The sequence below is a fragment of the Pseudomonas sp. LABIM340 genome (genome assembly GCF_040017195.2).
GTDB lineage: Bacteria > Pseudomonadota > Gammaproteobacteria > Pseudomonadales > Pseudomonadaceae > Pseudomonas.
The window spans coordinates 1731440-1752427 of the sequence record NZ_CM200227.1 but is presented as its reverse complement, the minus strand read 5'-3'; the positions used below and the strand labels follow the sequence as shown (position 1 = coordinate 1752427).

The 20988-nt window shown below is 66.5% G+C and carries 20 protein-coding genes; 6 read left to right on the top strand and 14 right to left on the bottom strand.

The window, feature by feature from the left end; translation table 11 throughout:
* Nucleotides 1–58: 58 nt before the first annotated feature.
* The 3 genes from ABKS89_RS08290 to ABKS89_RS08280 form a co-directional block, all read right to left on the bottom strand.
* Nucleotides 59–523, bottom strand: coding sequence for a BRO-N domain-containing protein (locus ABKS89_RS08290; protein ID WP_242015300.1), 465 nt, complete (start codon nucleotides 521–523; stop codon nucleotides 59–61).
* 552 nt (nucleotides 524–1075) lie between these two features.
* Nucleotides 1076–4144 (bottom strand): efflux RND transporter permease subunit, encoded by a 3069-nt coding sequence (locus tag ABKS89_RS08285; protein ID WP_138212641.1) that lies wholly within the window; start codon nucleotides 4142–4144, stop codon nucleotides 1076–1078.
* Nucleotides 4145–4150: 6 nt separating this feature from the next.
* Nucleotides 4151–5254 carry an efflux RND transporter periplasmic adaptor subunit gene (locus ABKS89_RS08280; RefSeq protein ID WP_138212640.1) on the bottom strand — a complete coding sequence of 368 codons (1104 nt, stop codon included), beginning with the start codon at nucleotides 5252–5254 and terminating at the stop codon, nucleotides 4151–4153.
* Nucleotides 5255–5351: 97 nt separating this feature from the next.
* Between ABKS89_RS08280 and ABKS89_RS08275 the strand changes: the two genes are divergently transcribed.
* Nucleotides 5352–5984, top strand: a complete 633-nt coding sequence (locus tag ABKS89_RS08275; protein ID WP_138212639.1) for a TetR/AcrR family transcriptional regulator — start codon at nucleotides 5352–5354, stop codon at nucleotides 5982–5984.
* A 182-nt stretch (nucleotides 5985–6166) separates the two neighbouring features.
* Here ABKS89_RS08275 and ABKS89_RS08270 read toward each other — a convergent pair whose 3' ends face one another.
* From ABKS89_RS08270 to ppc, 7 genes are all read right to left on the bottom strand, one after another.
* Nucleotides 6167–6949, bottom strand: coding sequence for a class I SAM-dependent methyltransferase (locus ABKS89_RS08270; RefSeq protein WP_348587753.1), 783 nt, complete (start codon nucleotides 6947–6949; stop codon nucleotides 6167–6169).
* A 60-nt stretch (nucleotides 6950–7009) separates the two neighbouring features.
* Entirely contained in the window at nucleotides 7010–7837 is an 828-nt protein-coding gene (locus ABKS89_RS08265; protein ID WP_138212637.1) for an isocitrate lyase/PEP mutase family protein, read from the bottom strand.
* 75 nt (nucleotides 7838–7912) lie between these two features.
* On the bottom strand, nucleotides 7913–8773 hold the full coding sequence (locus ABKS89_RS08260; RefSeq protein WP_348588171.1) for a DUF72 domain-containing protein: 861 nt from the start codon (nucleotides 8771–8773) through the stop codon (nucleotides 7913–7915).
* Nucleotides 8770–9117 carry a hypothetical protein gene (locus tag ABKS89_RS08255; RefSeq protein ID WP_348587755.1) on the bottom strand — a complete coding sequence of 116 codons (348 nt, stop codon included), beginning with the start codon at nucleotides 9115–9117 and terminating at the stop codon, nucleotides 8770–8772. Before ABKS89_RS08255 ends, ABKS89_RS08260 begins: the two co-directional genes overlap by 4 nt.
* Before the next feature lie 67 nt (nucleotides 9118–9184).
* Nucleotides 9185–9859 (bottom strand): tRNA (adenosine(37)-N6)-threonylcarbamoyltransferase complex dimerization subunit type 1 TsaB, encoded by a 675-nt coding sequence (tsaB, locus tag ABKS89_RS08250; protein WP_348587756.1) that lies wholly within the window; start codon nucleotides 9857–9859, stop codon nucleotides 9185–9187.
* Nucleotides 9860–9960: 101 nt separating this feature from the next.
* Nucleotides 9961–10608 (bottom strand): adenylate kinase, encoded by a 648-nt coding sequence (gene adk, locus ABKS89_RS08245; protein WP_138212633.1) that lies wholly within the window; start codon nucleotides 10606–10608, stop codon nucleotides 9961–9963.
* A gap of 248 nt (nucleotides 10609–10856) precedes the next feature.
* Nucleotides 10857–13493: a phosphoenolpyruvate carboxylase gene (gene ppc / locus ABKS89_RS08240; protein WP_348587758.1), complete on the bottom strand. Its 2637-nt coding sequence runs from the start codon at nucleotides 13491–13493 to the stop codon at nucleotides 10857–10859.
* Nucleotides 13494–13690: 197 nt separating this feature from the next.
* On the opposite strand from ppc, the gene ABKS89_RS08235 reads away from it, so the two are divergent.
* Nucleotides 13691–14026, top strand: a complete 336-nt coding sequence (locus tag ABKS89_RS08235) for a pilin assembly protein (RefSeq protein ID WP_138212631.1) — start codon at nucleotides 13691–13693, stop codon at nucleotides 14024–14026.
* A 99-nt stretch (nucleotides 14027–14125) separates the two neighbouring features.
* Here the strand turns inward: ABKS89_RS08235 and cadR are convergent, their stop codons facing one another.
* On the bottom strand, nucleotides 14126–14593 hold the full coding sequence (cadR, locus tag ABKS89_RS08230) for a Cd(II)/Pb(II)-responsive transcriptional regulator (RefSeq protein ID WP_088417911.1): 468 nt from the start codon (nucleotides 14591–14593) through the stop codon (nucleotides 14126–14128).
* 87 nt (nucleotides 14594–14680) lie between these two features.
* Between cadR and ABKS89_RS08225 the strand changes: the two genes are divergently transcribed.
* The 4 genes from ABKS89_RS08225 to ABKS89_RS08210 all read left to right on the top strand — a co-directional run bounded on the left by ABKS89_RS08225 (nucleotide 14681) and on the right by ABKS89_RS08210 (nucleotide 19097).
* Nucleotides 14681–17029 (top strand): heavy metal translocating P-type ATPase, encoded by a 2349-nt coding sequence (locus ABKS89_RS08225; RefSeq protein WP_348587760.1) that lies wholly within the window; start codon nucleotides 14681–14683, stop codon nucleotides 17027–17029.
* A 203-nt stretch (nucleotides 17030–17232) separates the two neighbouring features.
* Nucleotides 17233–17652 (top strand): DUF4398 domain-containing protein, encoded by a 420-nt coding sequence (locus ABKS89_RS08220; protein ID WP_138212629.1) that lies wholly within the window; start codon nucleotides 17233–17235, stop codon nucleotides 17650–17652.
* A gap of 37 nt (nucleotides 17653–17689) precedes the next feature.
* Nucleotides 17690–18481, top strand: coding sequence for a lipotoxin F family OmpA-related lipoprotein LptF (gene lptF, locus ABKS89_RS08215; protein WP_348587761.1), 792 nt, complete (start codon nucleotides 17690–17692; stop codon nucleotides 18479–18481).
* A gap of 166 nt (nucleotides 18482–18647) precedes the next feature.
* Nucleotides 18648–19097 carry a DUF7832 domain-containing protein gene (locus ABKS89_RS08210; RefSeq protein WP_348587762.1) on the top strand — a complete coding sequence of 150 codons (450 nt, stop codon included), beginning with the start codon at nucleotides 18648–18650 and terminating at the stop codon, nucleotides 19095–19097.
* Nucleotides 19098–19115: 18 nt separating this feature from the next.
* On the opposite strand, the gene ABKS89_RS08205 is transcribed toward ABKS89_RS08210, so the two are convergent.
* The 3 genes from ABKS89_RS08205 to ABKS89_RS08195 are packed head-to-tail and all read right to left on the bottom strand — an operon-like array spanning nucleotide 19116 to nucleotide 20919.
* Complete coding sequence (locus tag ABKS89_RS08205) at nucleotides 19116–19625, bottom strand: O-acetyl-ADP-ribose deacetylase (RefSeq protein ID WP_138212626.1); 510 nt, start codon at nucleotides 19623–19625, stop codon at nucleotides 19116–19118.
* 38 nt (nucleotides 19626–19663) lie between these two features.
* Nucleotides 19664–19987, bottom strand: a complete 324-nt coding sequence (locus tag ABKS89_RS08200; RefSeq protein ID WP_138212625.1) for a PA3694 family proteiin — start codon at nucleotides 19985–19987, stop codon at nucleotides 19664–19666.
* Complete coding sequence (locus ABKS89_RS08195; RefSeq protein WP_138212943.1) at nucleotides 19984–20919, bottom strand: alpha/beta hydrolase; 936 nt, start codon at nucleotides 20917–20919, stop codon at nucleotides 19984–19986. The genes ABKS89_RS08200 and ABKS89_RS08195 overlap by 4 nt, the downstream gene beginning before the upstream one ends.
* Nucleotides 20920–20988 lie beyond the last annotated feature (69 nt).

Here is a 20988-nt window from a genome sequence, read left to right as displayed (position 1 = left end):
GCCGGCCAGTCCGTAGGGCGGATAACGCGTTGGGCGTTATCCGCCCTACGTCCGTCTCTCAGCCCAGCACGCGGGCGGCATCGCCGAAGCGTAGCCAGACGCCGCCTTGCCACTCCAGTACCGCCAGCGGGTAACCCTGCACTTCACGCACGGCGTGGCGGGGGAAGGAGCCGGCTGGCAACTGCGCGTCACGCAGGGCCGGCACGACTTCGTTGCTCAACCACTGGCGCAGGTTGCGGTTTTCCGGGTGGTAGAAGTACACCAGCAGCAGGGTGTAGAGGCCGCTTTCGCTGACCAGCAGTTCATCCTCCCGGCTGCCGGCCAAGCGTTCCCAGCGGTACTGGTCCGGGTCGAGCTTGCGGGTGGTGCGGCCGCTCACGTCGGAGTTGGTCAGGCGCGCGAGGTCGCGGGCAGGGAACCAGGCCTGACGATCGATCATCAGGCCGCGCAAGGGGCGGTCGTAGCGCTGGAAGGTGTGGAAGCTCAGGCCGTCTTCGGCCGGGAACATCGTTGAAGGGTTCATGCGGTCTCTCCCTGTACAGCTCAATTGGCTACAGCTGGAAAGCCGCCATCCCGAAATGGGGAGGCGGACCGTGCAAGGGTGGAAACCGGGATGCTACAGCCATAGACCGGTCGGACCGAAGCCCGCCTCACACGGTCCGCCATAGACAGCCAGAGCCAGCCCGGCCTTCGAAAAGGCCGGGCCATCTCTGTTACGGCGCTAGTTGTAGCAATCCAGGTTTCCACACCTGACCACGGCTGTTCCGTGGCGGAGAGAACGCTAAGCAGTGGCTTTGTAGGACCGCAACGCCGTTGATGAGTCAGGCGGTTCCCGAATGAATGCCCCGAGCCTGACGGAGTGATCCGGGCTTGGGAATCGTGCTCAGGAAAGGACAGCGAGGGTGACAGGCCGAAGGGTTCGCGTCTGTCGGGTGATTCGCTTCAGAACGTCGGACGGCGGATAACGCTGCGCGTTATTCGCCCTACACCGATGTTAGATATTGGATTCGACCTGTAGGAGCGCGCCATGCGCGCGATCGCGGGGATGGCCCGCTCCTACAGGGAGGTACTGAAGCTAGACCTCTTTCTTCACGCGGAACCACGCCGCATAAAGCGCCGGCAGGAACAGCAGGGTCAGCGCCGTGGCGACGATCAGGCCACCCATGATCGCCACCGCCATCGGCCCGAAGAACACGCTGCGCGACAGCGGGATCATCGCCAGCACGGCGGCCAGCGCGGTCAGCACGATGGGGCGGAAGCGCCGCACCGTGGCCTCGATGATCGCGTGCCAGGTGTCCAGGCCGTGGGCGCGGTCCTGCTCGATCTGGTCCACGAGGATCACCGAGTTGCGCATGATCATCCCCGCCAGGGCGATGGTGCCGAGCATGGCGACGAAGCCGAAGGGCTTCTGGAACACCAGCAGGAACAAGGTCACGCCGATCAGGCCCAGGGGCGCGGTGAGGAACACCATGATCATCCGCGAGAAGCTGCGCAGCTGGATCATCAGCAGGCTGAGCACGACCACGATGAACAGCGGCACACCGGCGTTCACCGAGTTCTGCCCCTTGGCCGAATCCTCCACGGTGCCGCCGACGTCCAGCAGGTAGCCGTCGGGCAGCTCGGCGCGGATCGGGTCCAGCGTCGGCGAGATCTGCTTCACCAGGGTCGCTGGCAGCGAGTCGTCGTAGATGTCGGCACGGATGGTCACCGTGGGCAGGCGGTTGCGTCGCCAGATGATGCCTTCCTCGAAGCCGTACTCCAGCGTCGCCACCTGCGACAGCGCCACGCTGCGACCACTGCTGGTCTGCATCGACAGGCTGGGCAGCTGCGACAGGTCATGCCGGCCGCGTTCGTCGCCACGCAGGAGGATCTCGATCAGCTCGTTGTCCTCGCGGTAGTAGCTGACGGTGGAGCCGGTCAGCGAGCTCTGCAGGAACTGCGAGATGTCCGAAGTACTCACTCCGAGGGCGCGAGCGCGTTCCTGGTCGATGTCGAGGAAGATCGCCTTGCTCGGCTCTTCCCAGTCCAGGTGCACGTTCACCACGTGGGGGTTCTCGCGCATCTTGTCGGCGACCTTGCGCGCCAGTTCGCGGACTTCCGGGATGTGCTCGCCGGAGACGCGGAACTGCACCGGGTAGCCCACCGGCGGGCCGTTCTCCAGGCGGCTGATACGGGTACGCAGGGTCGGGAAGTCTTCGTTCATGTGCTTGATCAGCCACTGGCGAATCTCTTCGCGCGACTCCAGGCTCTTCGCCAACACCACGAACTGCGCAAAGCTCGCCGCCGGCAGTTGCTGGTCCAGCGGCAGGTAGAAGCGCGGCGAACCGGTGCCGACATAGGCCACGTAGTTGTCGATGCCCGGATGCTCGGCGAGCATTTTCTCCAGGCGATTGACCTGCTCGGTGGTTGCGGTGAGCGAGTCGCCCTCGGCCAACTTCAGGTCCACCAGCAGTTCCAGGCGCGCCGATGGCGGGAAGAACTGCTGCGGCACCAGGCGGAACAGCATGATCGAGCCGATGAAGGCCGCCACGGTGAGCAGGATCACCGTCTTGCGGTAGCGCACGCACCACTCCACCACGCGGCGGAAGCGCTGGTAGAAAGGCGTCGAATACGGGTCATGGCCCTTGTCGCTGCCGCCGTGCTTTTCCGCGTGGCGCTTGGCGAGGTCGGGCAGCAGCTTCTCGCCCAGGTAGGGCACGAAGACCACGGCAGCAATCCACGACACCAGCAGCGCGATGGTCACTACCTGGAACAGCGAGCGGGTGTATTCGCCAGTGCCGGATTGCGCGGTGGCGATGGGCAGGAAGCCGGCGGCGGTGACCAGCGTGCCGGTGAGCATCGGGAAGGCCGTGCTGGTCCAGGCGTAGCTCGCCGCCTTGAACCGGTCGTAGCCCTGCTCCATCTTCACCGCCATCATCTCCACGGCGATGATCGCGTCGTCCACCAGCAGCCCCAGCGCCAGCACCAGCGCGCCGAGGGAAATCTTGTGCAGGCCGATGCCGAAGTAGTACATGCAGGCGAAGGTCATCGCCAGCACCAGCGGGATCGACAGCGCCACCACCAGGCCGGTGCGCAGGCCGAGGGAGAAGAAGCTCACCAGCAGCACGATGATCAGCGCCTCGGCCAGCACGCGGACGAACTCGCCCACGCCTTCGCGCACGGCTGCCGGCTGGTCGGATACCTTGCGCAGCTCCATGCCGGCCGGCAGCGTCTGCTGCAGGCGTTCGAATTCGGCGTCGAGCTTCTTGCCCAGCACCAGAATGTCGCCGCCGTCCTTCATGGCCACGGCGATGCCGATGGCGTCCTCGCCCATGAAGCGCATGCGCGGCGCGGGCGGATCGTTGAAGCCACGGTGCACTTCGGCCACATCGCCGATGCGGAAGGTGCGGTCGCCGACGCGGATCGGGAAGGAGCGGATGTCCTCCACCGAATCGAAGCGACCGGAGACGCGCAGTTGCACGCGGTCGGTCGCGGTCTCGAAGAAGCCGGTGGCGGTCACCGCGTTCTGTTCTTCCAGCGCCTTCTGCACCGCCGCCAGCGGCAGGCCGAGGGTGGCGAGTTTGGTGTTGGACAGGTCGATCCAGATTTTCTCGTCCTGCAGGCCGACCAGCTCGACCTTGCCGACGTCCTTGATCCGCTGCAGTTGCAGCTGCAGGCGGTCGGCGTAGTCCTTGAGTACCGCGTAGTCGAAGCCCTTGCCCGACAGCGCGTAGATGTTGCCGAAGGTGGTGCCGAACTCATCGTTGAAGAACGGCCCCTGGATGCCCTGCGGCAGGGTGTAGCGGATGTCGTTGACCTTCTTGCGGATCTGGTACCAGAGCTCGGGAATGTCGCGGGAGTGGAAGTCCTCGCGGGCGACGAAGGTCACCTGGGATTCACCGGGGCGGGAGAAGGAGATGATGCGATCGAAATCACCGGTCTCCATCAGCTTCTTCTCGATGCGCTCGGTGACCTGGCGCGAGACTTCCTCGGCGGTCGCCCCCGGCCAGTTGGTCTTCACCACCATGGCCTTGAAGGTGAACGGAGGGTCTTCGCTCTGCCCCAGCTTGGAGTAGGACAGCGTCCCGACGATGCCCAGCAGGAGCATGAGGTACAGGACGATGGAGCGGTTCTGCAGCGCCCAGGCGGAAAGGTTGAATTGCATCGGGCGTTACTCCTTCGCCACCAGCTTGACCGACCGGTTCTCCCGGTCGACAGGCCGTACCTCCTGACCTTCACGCAGCACCTGCACACCCGCTGCCACCACCCAGTCGCCATCCTTCAGGCCTTCGAGCACCGGCACGCGGTCCTCGGCGTATGGGCCGATGCGCACCAGGCGGCGATGCAGGGTGGAGGTTTTCGGATCGACTACCCAGACGAACGGCTGGCCAGCTTCGGACGTCAGCGCGGCGAGCGGCACGGCGAGCGGCACGGTGCCCTCGGCATGGATGTAGACGCGGGCGCTCTGGCCCAGCTCGGCCGGCACCTTGGCGTCGTCGAACGCCACCCGCGCGGCAAAGGTGCGCGACTGCGGGTCGGCCGCCGGCGACAGTTCGCGGATCTTGCCGCTGAAGCGTTTGTCGCGCTGCGACCAGAGTTCGACGCTCACCGCCTCGCCGACGCGGAAGCGTTCGAAGGCGTGTTCGGGGAAGCTGATCAGCACTTCGCGGTCGCCGTCGGCGGCCAGGGTGAAGACGGTCTGCCCGGCGGCAACCACCTGCCCCACTTCCACCCGACGGGTGGCGATCACGCCGTCCTGGGGCGAACGTAGCACCGCGTAGCCGGCCTGGTTGCTGGCCACGTCGTACTCGGCCCGAATCTGCTTCACCCGCGCCTCGCCGGCGCGGTAGGTGTTCTCAATGTTGTCGAACTGCGACTGGCTGACCAGCTGGCGCTCCAGCAGAGTCTTGTAGCGGGCGTATTCGGAGCGCACCGTCTGCAGGTTGGCTTCGGCGGCGGCCACCTGGGCCCGCGTGGCTTCGAGCTGCAGGCGAACGTCTTCAGGATCGAGTTCCGCCAGCGGCTGGTCCTTCTTCACCCGTTCGCCGGTTTCCACCAGACGCTTGCTGACTTTTCCGCCGATGCGGAAGGCCAGTTCCGGCTCATGGCGCGCATGCACTTCACCGGGATAGGCCTCGGTGATATCCCGCGCCGGCAGCGGCTGTACGACGATGGCCGGACGAACGGCGGGCTTGGGAGGCTCGCCGTTTCCGCAGGCGGAAAGGCCGAGAATGAAGGCAGCAGGCAGCGCGACAGACAGAGCATGGCGGAACATGATGTGTGACCTTTCGCAAAACGCGGTTGGAATTCTTATACTCGCCGGTATAGTAAAAATACAGAACCCATCAGTCCAGTATTAGAAATGTAAAGACATGTCACCAACGAACTCATCGAACGGACCGGGTCGTCCCAAGGACCCGGCCAAGCGCAAGGCCATTCTCGAAGCCGCCAAGGAGCTGTTCGTCCGCTACGGCTACGACGGCAGCAGCATGGAGGCCATCGCCGCCGAGGCCGGGGTGTCCAAGCTCACCGTTTACAGCCACTTCACGGACAAGGAGACGCTGTTCGTCGAGGCGGTGCAGGCCAAGTGCGCCGAGCGCATGCCCGAGCTGTTCGCCGAGCCACCGGCCGACGCGCCGCTGGAAAGCCTGCTGCTGAACCTGGGGCGCGGCTTCAACCAGTTGATCAACAGCCCCGAGGCGATTGCCCTGAGCCGGCTGATGGTGGCCCAGGGCGCCGGCAACCCACATCTCTCGCAGCTGTTCTTCGAGGCCGGCCCGCAGCGCGTGCTGGACCAGATGGAACGCCTGCTGGAGCAGGCCCGTCAGCAGGGCAAGATGAAGATGGACTGCCCGCGCCGGGCCGCCGAGCACTTCCTGATGCTGGTGCAGGGCTGCGTGCACTTCCGCCTGATGATCGGCTGCGAGAATCCTCCGACCCCGGAAGAGTCCGAGGCGCATGTGCAGGAAGTGGTGGCGTTGTTCCTCAGGGCCTTTGCGCCCTGAAGCATCCGTGGCCCGCTCCTGCAACAGCGCCACACCTCGATACCCCGCGTAGGGCGCATAACGCCTATGGCGTTATCCGCCGTCCTGGCGGATAACCCGTTCCAGGTTATTCGCCCTTCGGGTGCAGGCCCCGATCTGTAGGAGCGGGCCACGCCCGCGAACCGCGCCGACAGGCGCGTCTCTCAACCCTTCAGGCTTTTCAGCGGGTAGATGTCATAGCGGCTGGACTTGCCTTCCAGGCTGTAGCTGGGTTTCTGGCCTTCAATGATGGGCGCCTTGCGCGGGCGCTTGACTACCACGCGGTGGCTGGCCAGTTTCAGTGCGGCTTCCAGCAGCGCTGGAGCGTCGAGGTCATCGCCCACCAACGGGCGGAACAGGCGCATTTCCTTCTTCACCAGCGCACTCTTGTCGCGATGCGGGAACATCGGGTCGAGGTAGATCACCTGCGGTGCCTCCCCTTCCCAGGCGGCCATGCGCTCGATGGCGTTGCCCTGCAGCAGGAGCATGCGCGCGACGATGGCGCCCACCTCAAAGTCCCCGGCGGCACGGGCCAGCCCGTCCTCAAGCAGCGCGGCGATGATCGGCTGGCGCTCGGTCAGGTCCATCTCGCAACCCAGGGTCGCCAGCACGAAAGCGTCTTTGCCCAACCCAGCGGTGGCGTCCAGCACATGGGGACGCACGCCCTGCTGGATGCCGACAGCCTTGGCGATCATCTGCCCGGCGCCGCCGCCGAACTGCCGGCGATGCGCAGCAGACCCTTCGAGGAAATCCACCCGCACCGGGCCGGGCGAATCCGGCCCCAGCTGCAGCAGCTGCAATCCATCGGCGCCCAGTTGCAGGGCGAAATCCGCATCGTCCTTACCCATCGGCAGCCCGAGCCGCTGCGCCCACTGCTCGGCGGCAGCCTGCCAGGCAGGCGCCAGCGCCTGGACGACGATGCGCGGAGGGGTGAGGACTTCGGTCATGACGGGGCGATCCTGAAAAAACCGCGATTCTACCGCAGCCCATGGCCGGCGGGCTCGACCTCAGCCACGGAACAGCTGGTTGATCCCATCGAACGGCATGGCGCCGTGCAGGGGTTTCAGGTCGCCTTGGGCCAACGCTTGCGAAGCACCGAAGAAGGCCCCGTAAGCCACGCGAGCCAGGCAGGAGCCGACGCTGACGCGCTTCACGCCCAACTCGGCCAGCTCCTCCAGTCCAAGCTGCAGGGCCGGCGAACCCACCAGCACATTGACCGGGCGCGGCGCCACGGCGCTGACCACGGCGGCAATTTCCTCGCGGGTTTTCAGGCCCGGCGCGTAGAGCACGTCGGCGCCAACTTCGGCGAAGGCCACCAGACGGCGGATGGTGTCGTCCAGGTCGACGCGTCCGTGCAGGAAGTTCTCCGCCCGCGCCGCCAGGGTGAAGGTGAACGGCAACGCGCGGGCGGCCTGCACGGCGGCAGCGACGCGCTCTACTGCCAGCTCCAGCGGGTAGATCGGCGCATCCGGGCGGCCGGTTGCGTCCTCGATGGAGCCGCCAACCAGCCCGCAGGCGGCGGCCAGACGGATGGTTTCCGCGCAGTCTTCCGCTGCATCGCCGTAGCCGTTCTCCAGGTCGGCGGCGACCGGTAGCGGCGTTGCCTCGACTATCGCGCGCGCATTGGCCAGTGCCTCGTCGCGGCTCACCGAGCCTTCGGCATCGCGCCGGCCGAGGGCGAAAGCCAGGCCAGCACTGGTGGTCGCCAGGGCTTCGAAGCCCTGGTGGGCAAGCATCTTCGCCGAGCCGGCGTCCCAGGGGTTGGGCAGGACGAACAGGCCGTCGCGCTGGTGCAGCGCGCGGAAGGCTTCACCACGTTGCTGTTGGTTGGTCATGGCGGACTCCTTGCCAAACGAGGGAAGGAGCAGGTTAGTCCCCTCGCCCGCCCTGCGCCATGCACAGTTGGCGGCTCAGAGCAGGCCGAGCTGTTCCACTTCCGGCTTGGGCTCGAACAGCGCCGGCAGCCCCGGTAGGCGCTCGCACAGCAAGGCGTGGAAACGCCGTGCCTGTTCGGCGGCGCGGTGGTTGTCCGGGGTATGCAGGAAGACATAGGGCGTCAGGCCCTGCTCGATCCACTCGGCGACCTTGCCGATCCAGGGCGTGAGATGGACGAGATTGGCGTCCAGGTCCGGCCCGCCGATGAAGCGCACCTGCGGGCTGTCGCTGAAGGCCGTCGGGCGCACCGGCACTTTGGGCTTCTTCGACTGCGCATGGAGCACCGCCGGGTCATCGGACTGCACGGCGAACAACGCCCGCGAGTCCAGGCAGATCCGCTCGACGCCACGGTCCAGCAGCAGGCGGTTCAGCGCCCGCTCCTCGTCGCCCTTGGAGAAGAACGCCGGGTGGCGCACTTCCACGGCGATGCGCCGCTCGGCGAACTCATCCAGCCAGGCAGCCAACTCGCCCAGGCGATCCGGGCCGAAGCTGGCGGAAACCTGCAGCCACAGCGGTGCCACGCGCTGGGCCAGCGGCGCCAGCAGGTCGAGGAAGTCGCGGGTGTTTTCCAGTTGGCCGCGCAGGTCGCCTTCGTGACTGATATCGCGCGGCAGCTTGGCGCAGAAGCGGAAGGTCTCCGGCATGGTCTGCGCCCAGCGCGCGAGGGTGTCGGCGTTGGGCCGGGCGTAGAAGGTGGTGTTGCCTTCCACGGCGTTGAACACCTGGGAGTAGAAGGACAGCGTTTCGGCGGGGCGCAGGTCGGCGGGATAGAAAGTGCCGCGCCAGGCGGGCTCGTTCCACGAAGGGCAGCCCAGGAAATACGGCAATTGCATCAGGCGTAGAGATCGAGACCGACGACTTCCTGGCCTTCGTACTGGCTGACCATGCTGGCGGTGCTGGTGTAGCTGGCGAGCGCCTGGGCCGCACGGGAGGTCAGCGGGCGCTGGTAGTCGAGGTTGTCGCGCAGGGTCGCCGGCAGGTTGTAGCTGCTGGCGTTGGAGGACTCCACGCGGCGGGTCTGCGACTGCGAGTCGAGCCCCTGACTCGCCGAGGGCGGCGCGGGCTGCTCGCGGCGGGTCTCGACGTCACGCTGCACTTCCCGGAACGGAGTGACAGCAGTGCCCGTGCGGGAACTGCGCTCCGTTGTCTGGGATGTGGAGGTAAAGCCGTCGATACGCATGGTGAAAACTCGGTGGGAATGCCCATCACTCTAGCGACCGCGCGCGACTGCGGTCAATTGGCACAGGTCAGGCTTTCTTGGGGGTCGCCACGTTGTCGCGCAGGTAGACCGGCTGGGCCTGCTCTGCGTCAACCGCATCGCCCCGCGCCCAGGCGAATTCGGCCAGGGTCAGCAGGTCTTCGGAGTGCGGCAGCAGGCTGGCGTCGCAGGCGGCAACCTTCACTGCCAGGCGTTCTTCGAAGCCCCAGCCAGTGCCGGAGCCGAACCACTCGCCCTGAGCGTCGCGCGGCAGCTCGACGCGCTCGGGCGGCAGCACTGCCTCGGCGCCGGCCAGACGCATCTCGCCCTGCTCCAGGCGGTAGCAACCCCAGTAGACCTCGTCCATGCGCGCATCGATGGCAGCAGCCACCTGATGGGCGCCGTGCTCGCGGTAGGCGCGCTGGGCCAGCACCGCCAGGTCGGAAATCGGCAGCACCGGCTTCTGCAGCGCGAACGCCAGGCCCTGTACCACGCCGATGGCAATCCGCACGCCGGTGAAGGCGCCGGGGCCGCGACCGAAGGCAATGGCGTCGATGGCGGAGAGTGCAATGCCGGCCTCGCCGAGGATGTCCTGCACCATGGGCAGCAGGCGCTGGGCGTGCAGGCGCGGGATCACCTCGTGGCGTACGAACCGGCGGCCGTCATGCAGCAGGGCGACGGAACAGGCTTCGGTCGAGGTATCCAGGGCCAGCAGCGTGGGCATGGTGTTTTCCATAGGGCGTGAGAACAGGGCGATAAAAACGGGCGGGCATTATAAACGCCAAAGGCCCGCATGTGCGGGCCTTTGGCTGATACGGCGATGGATCAGTTCAGAGCGGCGAGCACCTTGGAGGTGATCTGCTCGACCGAACCGACACCCTCGACGCGGGTGTATTTCGGAGTGCCCTGGGCGTCGGCCAGCTTCTGGTAGAAGTCGACCAGCGGCTTGGTCTGCGAGTGGTAGACCGACAGGCGGTGACGCACGGTGGCTTCCTTGTCGTCTTCGCGCTGGATCAGCTCTTCGCCGGTCTCGTCGTCCTTGCCAGCCACTTTCGGCGGGTTGTGCTCGACGTGGTAGACGCGGCCCGAGGCCGGGTGAACACGGCGACCGGCGATACGGCCGACGATTTCCTCGTCGTCCACGGCGATCTCGACCACGTGGTCGATGGAGACGCCCGCTTCCTTCATGGCCTCGGCCTGGGGAATGGTGCGCGGGAAGCCGTCGAACAGGAAGCCCTTGGCGCAGTCGGGCTGGGCGATACGTTCCTTGACCAGGTTGATGATCAGGTCATCGGATACCAGGCCGCCGGCGTCCATTACGCTCTTGGCCTGCAGGCCGAGCTCGGTGCCAGCCTTGACCGCTGCACGCAGCATGTCGCCGGTGGAAATCTGCGGAATGCCAAACTTCTCAGTGATGAAGCGAGCCTGGGTACCTTTGCCGGCACCGGGCGCCCCGAGCAGAATCACACGCATCGATATGCTCCTTAATACTTGTTAAGCGAAATCACGGATCCGCCTCGTGGGGCCAATCTCATCATGCTTGGAATGGCGCAGAGGTGCGCCGAAAGGTTGCTCACGATACACAGCGGTCCCCCACCACACAAGCCAGCCATGGGGACGGCGCGCACCGATCCCAGGCGTATTTCTACGCCCGGATCAGCCATCAAATTAATCTCATCTGGCGGCTCGGCAATCCACCTTTGGTGGGGGGTGGGAGTGCCTCAGCCGGTATTTCGCAGCCCGGCTGCAATCCCCGCCACCGTCACCAGCATGGCTTGCTCCAGACCGCCGCAGGCGTCGCCCGTGCAGCGCCGCGAGCGCGCCAGCAACTCGGCCTGGAGCAGGTGCAGCGGGTCCAGGTAGGTGTTGCGCACGCCGATGGATTCACGCGTCTCGGCGGCATGGGCGAGCAGCTGCGATTGCCCTGTAAGCCCCAGCACCACTCGCACCGACTGCGACAATAGGTCGCGTAAATGCGCACCTAAAGGTCGCAGTTCCGATTGCACCAGTCGCTCGTCGTAGAGTTGGGCGATTTCCCGGTCGGCCTTGGCCAGCACCATCTCCAGCATGTCGATGCGCGTGGTGAAGAACGGCCACTCCTTGCGCATGCGTCCCAGCAGTGCGCCTTCGCCGCGCTCGATGGCCTTGAACAGGGCGTCTTCCCAGCCCAGCCAGGCCGGCAGCATCAGACGCGTCTGGGTCCAGGCGAAGATCCAGGGGATCGCCCGCAGGCTTTCCACGCCGCCCTCGCGGCGCTTCGCCGGGCGGCTGCCCAGCGGCAGGCGGCCCAGTTCCTGCTCCGGCGTGGCCTCGCGGAAGTAATCGACGAACTGCGGGTTCTCCCGCACCACCGCGCGGTAGGCGAGTACGCCGTCGGCGGCCAGTCGGTCCATTTCTTCGCGCCAGGCCGGTTCGGGCACCGGTGGCGGTTGCAGGGTGGCCTCCAGCACGGCGGCGAGGTAGAGATTGAGATTCTGTTCGGCGATGTCCGGCAGGCCGAACTTGAAGCGGATCATCTCGCCCTGCTCGGTGGTACGGAAACGCCCGGCCACCGAGCCCGGCGGCTGCGAGAGGATCGCCGCGTGGGCCGGGCCACCGCCACGGCCGACGGTGCCGCCGCGACCATGGAACAGCAGCAGCTCGACGCCATGGTTGCGGCAGATGTCCACCAGCGCTTCCTGAGCGCGGTACTGCGCCCAGGCGGCGGCCAGGGTGCCGGCGTCCTTGGCCGAGTCGGAGTAGCCGATCATCACTTCCTGCGGCCCGCCGAGACGGGTGCGGTAGCTGTCCAGGCTGAGCAGGCGGTCGATGCAGGGGCCGGCGTTGTCCAGGTCATCCAGCGTTTCGAACAGCGGCACCACGCGCATCGGCCGCTCCAGCCCGCATTCCTTGAGCAGCAGCTGGACGGCGAGCACGTCGGACGGCTGCCCGGCCATGGAGATGACGTAGGAACCCAGCGAAGCGGCCGGTGCCTGCGCCACCACGCGGCAGGTGGCGAGGACTTCGGCGGTCTCGGCCGAGGCCTGGTAATTGGCCGGCAGCAGCGGGCGGCGGCTGGCGAGTTCCTCCAGGAGGAATTCCTGGCGCACGCTTTCATCCCATTCGGCGTAGTTGCCCAGCCCCAGGTACTCGGTGATTTCGCTCATGGCCTTGGCGTGGCGCGTGGAGTCCTGGCGCACGTCCAGCCGCGCCAGGAATAGCCCGAAGGTGGCGGCGCGGCGCAGAGTGTCGAGCAGGTCGCCGTCGGCGATCACGCCCATGCCGCAGGCCTTCAGCGAGCGATAGCAGAGTTGCAGCGGCTCCAGCAGTTCGCGGTTGTCCTGCAGCACTTCGGCGCCCGGTTCCTCGCCGGTGTGGATGGCGCGCTCGGCCCAGGCACGAGTGGCCCGCAGGCGTTCGCGCAGTTGCTTGAGCAGCGCACGGTAAGGCTCGGCGAGGTCGCCGACTTCAGCACGCAGCTCGTCGCTGGCCTGCTGCATGGAGAGTTCGGCGGCCAGGCTGTCGACGTCGCGCAGGTAGAGGTCGGCCGCCATCCAGCGCGCCAGCAGCAGTACTTCGCGGGTGATGGCGGCGGTGACGTTGGGGTTGCCGTCGCGGTCGCCGCCCATCCAGGAGGCGAAACGGATCGGCGCGGCGCTCAACGGCAGGCGCTCGCCGAGGGTTTCCTGCAGGGTTCGATCAACGTGGCGGAGGAAGTCCGGCAAGGCATGCCAGAGGGAATGTTCGATCACCGCAAAGCCCCACTTCGCCTCGTCCACCGGAGTCGGGCGGGTGCGGCGGATCTCGTCGGTGTGCCAGGCCTCGGCGATCAGACGCTGGAGCTTTTCCTGCACGGCCTGGCGCTCCTCGGGCAGCAGGTCGGAGTGGTCACCGGCGGCCAGTTGCGCGGCGATGGCGTCGTACTTCTGGATCAGCGTACGGCGCGCCACCTCGGTGGGGTGCGCAGTGAGCACCAGCTCGATTTCCAGGTCCGCCACCTGGCGCGCCAGGCCCTCGGCACCCAGGCCGGATTTGCGCAGGCGGCCCAGCAGCTCGGCGAGCACGCGGTTCTCGAAGGGCTCCGGCTCCTTGGGCGTGCGCCGGCGGATGCGGTGGTACTGCTCGGCGATGTTGGCCAGGTTGAGGAACTGGTTGAAGGCTCGCGCCACCGGCAGCAGTTCGTCTTCACCGAGGCCGTCGAGGGTCGCGGTGAGCTGTTTGGCGCCTTCGGCGGAGCCGCGCCGAGCGGCCTTGGCGCCGGTGCGGATCAGTTCGATCTTGTCGAGGAAGCCCTGCCCGTACTGGGCGCGGATGGTCTGCCCGAGCAGCTCGCCGAGCAGGTGAACGTCCTCGCGCAGGCGCGCATCGATATCCGGCATCGCAGTCTCCTGAATCAGAGAGAGAAAGGGCGTCGCTGGGTTTCACAGTGCCGCCGGCCGGGCCGGCAGGCAAGCGCTCGACGAACGCCCGCAATCCTGCTCGGACAACGTCTAGGCTGAAAGTTATCCCCATCGATGGGAAAACCTGCGGCGACCTCACGAGGGCCGACCGCCACGTAACGACCCTAGAGGTGAACATGAAAATCCGCGAGCTGGTACGCCATTGGGAAAAGAACGCCAGGGGGCGCATGACCAACCACCAGTACAGCATTCCGCTGGACGTCGAGACGGCCGCGCGTCTGGCCGCGCTGCATGACATGTACCCCAAGCGCAGTGTCGAGGAGCTGCTGGGGGAACTGGTCAACGCGGCGCTGGAGGAGCTGGAGGCGAGCTTCCCCTATGTGCAGGGGACCAAGGTGGTGGCGCAGGACGAACAGGGTGACCCGATCTATGAAGACACCGGCCCTACGCCGCGCTTCCTGGCGCTGTCGCGCAAGTACCTGCATGAGCTGACGGAGGCCGAGCACTCCTGAACGAAAACGCCCCGGCAGATGCCGGGGCGTTTGTTTTGGCACCTGTAGGAGCGGGCCATGCCCGCGATCGCGCCCATGGGGCGCTCCTACAGGGTGCAATCAATGCCGGCCGTGAACGCCGGGCACATGCAGGTGCCCCGCCTCCGCACAGGCCTCCGGAATCACCGACGGCTCCGCCGGCTGCTCCAGCTCACGCAGGATGCCGCAATCCTCGCTGCTGCCCTCTCCCTGGCACTGCGCGCGCAGGTCGCGCAGTTGCTGGCTGAGCGACTGCAGCTCGGCGATGCGCACCTCGACGTGGTGCAGGTGCTCGTCGATCAGCCGGTTGGCGGTACCGCAGTCGGATTCGGGGCGGTCGCGCAGGCCGAGCAGGATGCGGATTTCCTCCTGGGTCATGTCCAGCGAACGGCAATGGCGGATGAACGACAGCCGCTCGACGTGGCTGGCGTCGTACTGCCGGTAGTTGCCCTCGCTTCGCGACGGCGCGGGCAGCAGGCCTTCGCGCTCGTAGTAGCGGATGGTTTCCACCGGGCAGCCGGTCAGTTTCGCCAGTTCACCGATCTTCATTTTCGACTCCTCGCCAACGGACGCTTGACTCTGTAGTTGCTACAGGGTGTGCAATCAGCAGCAACTCGTCAAACAGGAACGGACGACATGACTGCCAATCGCCAGGGGCCGACCATTCACGGCCCCGTCCAGGACCGTGAACATGACGCCGCCGACTGCTGTGGCTGCGACAAAGGCGCGCTGCTGCGTGCCCCGACGGCCGAACCTGCACCGCACAAGCACGACCACGATCACGATCACGATCACGATCACGATCACACCCATGATCATGGCGACGATCGAAGTGCGCGTGCCAAAAGTGCCGCCACGGCCGCGGCCGGTTCGGCCAGCGGTGAACTGCACTGGACCAGCCTGCGCATCGAAGCCATGGACTGTCCCACCGAGGAACGCCTGCTGCGCGACGCGCTGGGCCGTGTGTCCGCCGTGGAAGACCTGGACTTCAACCTGATGCAGCGCCTGCTGCGCGTACAGCACCGCTTCGACAGTATCGAACCGCTGCAGAAGCTGGTGGCCTCCCTCGGCATGCAGGCCGAACCGGTGGATGAAAACGCTCCCGCGTCCGCGCCGCCTGCCAAGCAGAAACCCTGGTGGCCGCTGGCCGTGGGCGCCGTTGCGGCCGCTGCGTCGGAGTTCTTCGAGTGGTTCGCCATCGGCCCGCAATGGCTGGTGGCCGTACTGGCCGTCGCTGCCATCCTCGGTGCAGGCTTGCCGACCTACCGCAAGGGCTGGATCGCCCTGAAGAACCGCAACCTCAACATCAACGCCCTGATGAGCATCGCCGTGACCGGCGCCATGCTGATTGGCCAGTGGCCGGAAGCGGCGATGGTAGCGGTGCTGTTCGCCATCGCCGAACTGATCGAGGCCAAGTCGCTGGAACGCGCGCGCAACGCCATCCGCGGCCTGCTGCAACTGGCCCCGGAACAGGCCACGGTGCAGGTGAATGGACAGTGGCAGGAAGTCTCCGCCAAATCCGTCGCCCTCGGCGCGCGGGTGCGGGTGCGTCCCGGCGAGCGCATCGCGCTGGACGGCGAAGTGCTCGACGGCCGCTCCAGCGTCAACCAGGCGCCCATCACCGGCGAGAGCCTGCCGGTGGAAAAACAGGTCGGCGACACCCTGTTCGCCGGCACCATCAACGGCGAAAGCGCGCTGGAATACCGTGTCACCCGCGTGGCCGACGACAGTACCCTGGCGCGCATCATCCACGCCGTGGAAGAGGCCCAGGGCTCGCGCGCGCCGACCCAGCGCTTCGTCGACCAGTTCTCGCGCATCTATACCCCGGTGGTGTTCCTCATCGCCATCGCCACCGCGCTGCTGCCGCCGCTGTTCTTCGGCGGCGCCTGGCTGGACTGGGTATACCGCGCGCTGGTGCTGCTGGTGATCGCCTGCCCCTGCGCGCTGGTGATCTCCACGCCGGTGACTATCGTCAGCGGCCTGTCTGCAGCGGCGCGCCTGGGCATCCTGATCAAGGGCGGGGTGTTTCTGGAGATGGGCCGTTCGCTGGAATGGATCGCCCTGGACAAGACCGGCACCCTCACCGAAGGCCGCCCGCGCCAGACCGACTTCACCGCCCTGCGCGAATCCGTCGCCGGCGATGTGCGCACCCTGGCCGCCAGCCTCGCCGCGCGCTCGGACCACCCGGTGTCCCAGGCCGTGGCCCAGGCCGCCGAGGCCGACGACCTCGCGCTGTACAGCGTCGGCGAGCTGACCGCCCTGCCCGGTCGCGGCGTGAAAGGCGAGATCGACGGCCGCACCTATCACCTGGGCAACCACCGCCTGGTGGAGGAACTGGCGCTGTGCTCCAGGGAGCTGGAAGCCCGCCTCGACGCCCTCGAACAACAGGGCAAGACGGTCATCGTGCTACTCGATGCGCAAGGTCCGCTGGCGCTGTTCGCCGTGGCCGACGGGGTCAAGCAGAGCAGCCGTGAAGCGGTCGCTCAGCTGCACGAACTGGGCGTGAAGACCCTGATGCTGACCGGCGACAACCCGCACACCGCCAACGCCATCGGCGCCCAGGTGGGCATCGACGAGGCCCTGGGCAACCTGCTCCCCGAGGACAAGCTGCGCGAAGTGAAGCAGCGCCAGGAAGGCGGTAAGCGCGTCGGCATGGTCGGCGACGGCATCAACGACGCGCCGGCCCTGGCCCGCGCCGACATCGGCTTCGCCATGGGCGCGGCCGGTACCGACACAGCCATCGAAACCGCCGGTGTGGCGCTGATGGATGACGACCTGCGCAAGCTGCCGTCCTTCATTCGCCTGTCGCGCCAGACCCACCGCGTGCTGATCCAGAACATCACGCTGGCGTTGGGCATCAAGGCGGTGTTCCTCGCCCTCACCCTGACCGGCGAAGGCACCCTGTGGATGGCGGTGTTCGCCGACATGGGCGCCAGCCTGCTGGTGGTGTTCAACGGCCTGCGGTTGCTGCGCTATCGCGGCTGATCGACACCGATGACCGAAGAATGCCCGCCTGTACGGCGGGCATTTTTTTTGAACCCCCTGACAACACCCCAGTCCTCTAAACAGATAGCCCCCTAAACAGATGCTCGCTATCCGTCTGGCAGAACTACACCGGAGAGCGGCGCGCATCCGCCGGCAATCGAAACGCCGAGGGAACCCCTTACCAACGTCAGAGGATTCGCCCAATGGAACTGAAATCTCAGAGCGCTCGAACCGTCCCTGCCCTTTCCACCCGCGCCTCGCTGCGCAGCTGGCGCCTGGGGCTGCTCGCCCTCGGCAGCGCCGTGCTGCTGGCCGGCTGCGCCGGTAACCCGCCCAGCGAACAGATGGCAGTCACCGAATCCGCGGTGAATGCTGCCGTCAGCAACGGCGGCCCCGAATTCGCTCCGGTGGAAACCAAGAATGCCCAGGACAAGCTCGCCCAGGCGCGCATCGCCCTGAACGACAAGGAATACGACCAGGCGCGCAACCTGGCCCAGCAGGCCGAGTGGGACGCCCGCGTGGCCGAGCGCAAATCCCAGGCCGTGAAGGCCCAGAACGCGGTGAAGGACGCCCAGCAGGGCGTGATGGAGTTGCGTCAGGAAGGCCTGCAGCAGGCCCAGTGATCCCGCCCCTACGCCCGGTCATATAAGGAATTTCGACATGAACAAACTCATCGTACTGCCCGCCATCTCGACCCTCGCCCTGGCCCTGGCTGCCTGCTCCACGCCGCCCAACGCCAACCTGGAGAAAGCCCGTGGCGACTTCCAGGCCCTGCAGGCCGAGCCCCAGGCGACCCAGCAGGCGGCGCTGGAAACCAAGGACGCCGGCGACTGGCTGGCCAAGGCCGACCAGGCCTACCGTGACGGCGCCAACCAGAAGGAAGTGGACCAGCTGGCCTACCTGACCCAGCAGCGCATCGAACTGGCCAACCAGACCGTTGCCCTGCGCGACGCCGAGGATCAGCTGAAGAACACCTCCGCCCAGCGCGCCCAGGCTCGTCTCGACGCCCGTACCGCGCAACTGAACAAGCTCAAGGGCGAGCTGAACGCCAAGCAGACCTCGCGCGGGACCATGGTGTCCTTCGGTGACGTGCTGTTCGATCTCGACCGAGCCGAACTCAAGCCCGGCGCCATGAGCAACGTGCAGAACCTGGCGGGTTACCTGCAGCAGAACCCCGAGCGCAAGGTCATCGTCGAGGGCTACACCGACAGCAGCGGCTCGTCCTCGTATAACCAGGGGCTCTCAGAGCGCCGCGCCGACGCCATCCGCCTGGCGCTGCTCAGCCAGGGCGTGACGCCGGACCGCGTCGTCGCCCGTGGCTACGGCAAGGAATACCCGGTATCGAGCAACGGCACTGCCGCCGGCCGTGCCATGAACCGGCGCGTCGAGGTGACCATTTCCAACGACGCCAATCCGGTGCAACCGCGCTCTTCGGTGAGCGGCACCTACTGACCCGGCAGAACGCCCGCTCCTGCTCGCACGGTAGGAGCGGGCCGCCTTTTAGAAGAGCGTATAGAGCGCGATTGTTCCCATGGGGCCCGTCTACGATGAGCCCCATCGCCAACCACGTGCTTACCGATCTGGCAGAATCAGCGGCCCAACTGCAGTCGGAGCTCCCATGAAATACGATGACGCCTCCTGGCACTACGAAGGCGACTTCCCCGAACACCTGCCGCCGTCCGCCGCCGCCACCCACATCGGTATGTTCCTGGCCTGGCTGATCCTCAATGAAATGGTCAGCGAGGAGTTGCTCGAGGATGCCGCCGAGGCAGTAGCGGCGCTGCAGCGCAAGGACATGACCGGGGCCCGGTTCCTGATCGAGGTGCTGGACGAGAAGCTGATCGGCGAAGACCTCGCCGCGCAAGGCAACGCGTTCACCATTGCCTACTACCGGGGCCTGGATCATGACAGCCGCTATATCGATGACTACTTCGAGACGTTCGGCGTGGACGAAGAGGCGCTGTATTCGGTGACCGACAACTGGGACAACTACGCAAAGCTGAGCCCGGCTATCGACGCGCGTTATCAGCGCTGGATTGACGACGGACGCCCGGAATACGTGGTCTGAACCGGACCAGCCGTTGATCTAGGCCAGCAAGCGCCGATACAGCTCTGCCATCTCCGCCGAGAACGGCACCAGCACCAACTCCTTCAGCGAACTCCCCTGCCCGCGTGGACGACGCAGCTCGTCCACGGCGACCTGTGCTGCCGCTTCGGCGGGATAGCCGTAGATGCCGGTACTGATAGCGGGGAATGCGACACTGGCGAGGCCCTTGTCCTCGGCCAGTTGCAGGCTGTTGCGGTAGCACTGGGCTAGCAGCTCCGGCTCGCCGTGCTCGCCGCCGCGCCAGACCGGCCCGACGGTGTGGATAACGAAGCGCGCCGGCAGGCGGAAGCCAGCGGTGATCTTCGCCTGGCCGGTCTTGCAGCCACCCAGCGGGCGGCAGGCGTGGACCAGGTCCGGGCCGGCGGCCCGGTGGATGGCGCCGTCGACACCACCGCCGCCCAGCAGCGAGCTGTTGGCGGCGTTGACGATGGCATCGACGTCGAGACGGGTGATGTCGCCCTGCCAGACGCGGATCTCGAGATGACTCACTGTGCTTGCTCCCTTGGCCTGCGACGGCGGGCTCGCCGTCACTTGACCTCTTGCGGGGTCTGCTCGCCCATGCAGCGCACGGCGCGCTTGCGGCCGTCGACCAGCACGCCGGTCAGGCCCTTCTGGCTCATGTCGAACATCACCAGCACGCCGTCGATGCACTGCGCCTGCTGGTCGGCTGGGTCGAGGGAAAGCTTGGTGTCCTGGCCGGGGATGCTTTTCAGCATGGTGAACTGGGTCAGTTCCAGTGCGTCCTCAGGCTTGGCGAAGTGCAGGTAGCCGTAGTACCAGAGCGTGCCGACCGAGACGAAGATGGTGGCGATGACGGTGAGGATGTAGGAGATCGGGTTGCGGTCGTTCATGGGTTGCCTTGTTGTTTCGGGTCCGCCTGCGATTCCTGTGGCTTCGCCGGAGAGGGATAGTTCGGGACTTCAGCCAGACGACGCAAACCGGTGAAGTGCTGCGGGTCGTCGAGGAAGCGCAGCATCACTTCGCGCCACACGGGTTCGCCGAAGGTTTCCACATGGTTGCCGCGCGTCAGCTGGAAGACCTTCGGCGGCTGCTTGGCCTTGTAGAGGCTCAGGCCGTTGTCCAGGGGCACAATGGTATCGTCGATGCTGTGGAAGAGCAGCACGGGTGCGCCAGAAAGTCGCGGCATGGAGCGGATCGCGCTGTCGCCGTCGGGCACCAGCCAGGACAACGGAACCTGCAGCGGCCAGGTCAGCCAGCTGGTGGAGAGCGTGTATCGCGCCACGTCGCGGTAGCTGGCCGGAACACCATCGAGCACCACCGCGTGCAATTGCTTCTGCCGCTCCGGGTGCAGGCCCAGATAGTGCACGGCCATGGCGCCGCCCAGGCTCTGGCCGAGCAGGATCACCGGCTTGCCCTGCACTTCCGGCGCCTTGTCCAGCCAGGCGAAGGCAGCATCGATATCCTGGTAGATCGCCGGCAGGCTCGGTTCGCCCTCGGAATGACCGTAGCCGCGGTAATCCACCATCAGCACCTGGTAGCCCTGCTCCGGCAGCCAGTAGGCTCCGCCCAGGTGCCAGGCCATGTTGCCGCCGTTGCCGTGCAGGTGCAGCACGGTGCCCTTCACCGGTACGCCCGCCTTCGCCGGCAACCACCAGCCGGCAAGCTTCACGCCGTCGGCGGTGGTCAGGGTGACATCGCGGTAGTCGAGCTTGGCGCGGGCGGGGGTGATGGCGACGTCGTCGCTGGGGTAGAACAGCAGCGAGCTGCAACCGCCGAGTGCGAAAAGCAGCGTGAGAGCGGCGGCCTTGAAGCAACGGATCATCGGCAAGTCATCCTTGGAAACTGACCTGTAGGAGCGCCCCATGGGCGCGATCGCGGGCATGGCCCGCTC

Bases quoted from the DNA above. Each gene is read 5' to 3' on its own strand.
- ABKS89_RS08290 (WP_242015300.1), bottom strand. From the start codon at position 523: ATGAACCCTTCAACGATGTTCCCGGCCGAAGACGGCCTGAGCTTCCAC.
- ABKS89_RS08285 (WP_138212641.1), bottom strand. From the start codon at position 4,144: ATGCAATTCAACCTTTCCGCCTGGGCGCTGCAGAACCGCTCCATCGTC.
- ABKS89_RS08280 (WP_138212640.1), bottom strand. From the start codon at position 5,254: ATGTTCCGCCATGCTCTGTCTGTCGCGCTGCCTGCTGCCTTCATTCTC.
- ABKS89_RS08275 (WP_138212639.1), top strand. From the start codon at position 5,352: ATGTCACCAACGAACTCATCGAACGGACCGGGTCGTCCCAAGGACCCG.
- ABKS89_RS08270 (WP_348587753.1), bottom strand. From the start codon at position 6,949: ATGACCGAAGTCCTCACCCCTCCGCGCATCGTCGTCCAGGCGCTGGCG.
- ABKS89_RS08265 (WP_138212637.1), bottom strand. From the start codon at position 7,837: ATGACCAACCAACAGCAACGTGGTGAAGCCTTCCGCGCGCTGCACCAG.
- ABKS89_RS08255 (WP_348587755.1), bottom strand. From the start codon at position 9,117: ATGCGTATCGACGGCTTTACCTCCACATCCCAGACAACGGAGCGCAGT.
- tsaB (WP_348587756.1), bottom strand. From the start codon at position 9,859: ATGCCCACGCTGCTGGCCCTGGATACCTCGACCGAAGCCTGTTCCGTC.
- adk (WP_138212633.1), bottom strand. From the start codon at position 10,608: ATGCGTGTGATTCTGCTCGGGGCGCCCGGTGCCGGCAAAGGTACCCAG.
- ppc (WP_348587758.1), bottom strand. From the start codon at position 13,493: ATGCCGGATATCGATGCGCGCCTGCGCGAGGACGTTCACCTGCTCGGC.
- ABKS89_RS08235 (WP_138212631.1), top strand. From the start codon at position 13,691: ATGAAAATCCGCGAGCTGGTACGCCATTGGGAAAAGAACGCCAGGGGG.
- cadR (WP_088417911.1), bottom strand. From the start codon at position 14,593: ATGAAGATCGGTGAACTGGCGAAACTGACCGGCTGCCCGGTGGAAACC.
- ABKS89_RS08225 (WP_348587760.1), top strand. From the start codon at position 14,681: ATGACTGCCAATCGCCAGGGGCCGACCATTCACGGCCCCGTCCAGGAC.
- ABKS89_RS08220 (WP_138212629.1), top strand. From the start codon at position 17,233: ATGGAACTGAAATCTCAGAGCGCTCGAACCGTCCCTGCCCTTTCCACC.
- lptF (WP_348587761.1), top strand. From the start codon at position 17,690: ATGAACAAACTCATCGTACTGCCCGCCATCTCGACCCTCGCCCTGGCC.
- ABKS89_RS08210 (WP_348587762.1), top strand. From the start codon at position 18,648: ATGAAATACGATGACGCCTCCTGGCACTACGAAGGCGACTTCCCCGAA.
- ABKS89_RS08200 (WP_138212625.1), bottom strand. From the start codon at position 19,987: ATGAACGACCGCAACCCGATCTCCTACATCCTCACCGTCATCGCCACC.
- ABKS89_RS08195 (WP_138212943.1), bottom strand. From the start codon at position 20,919: ATGATCCGTTGCTTCAAGGCCGCCGCTCTCACGCTGCTTTTCGCACTC.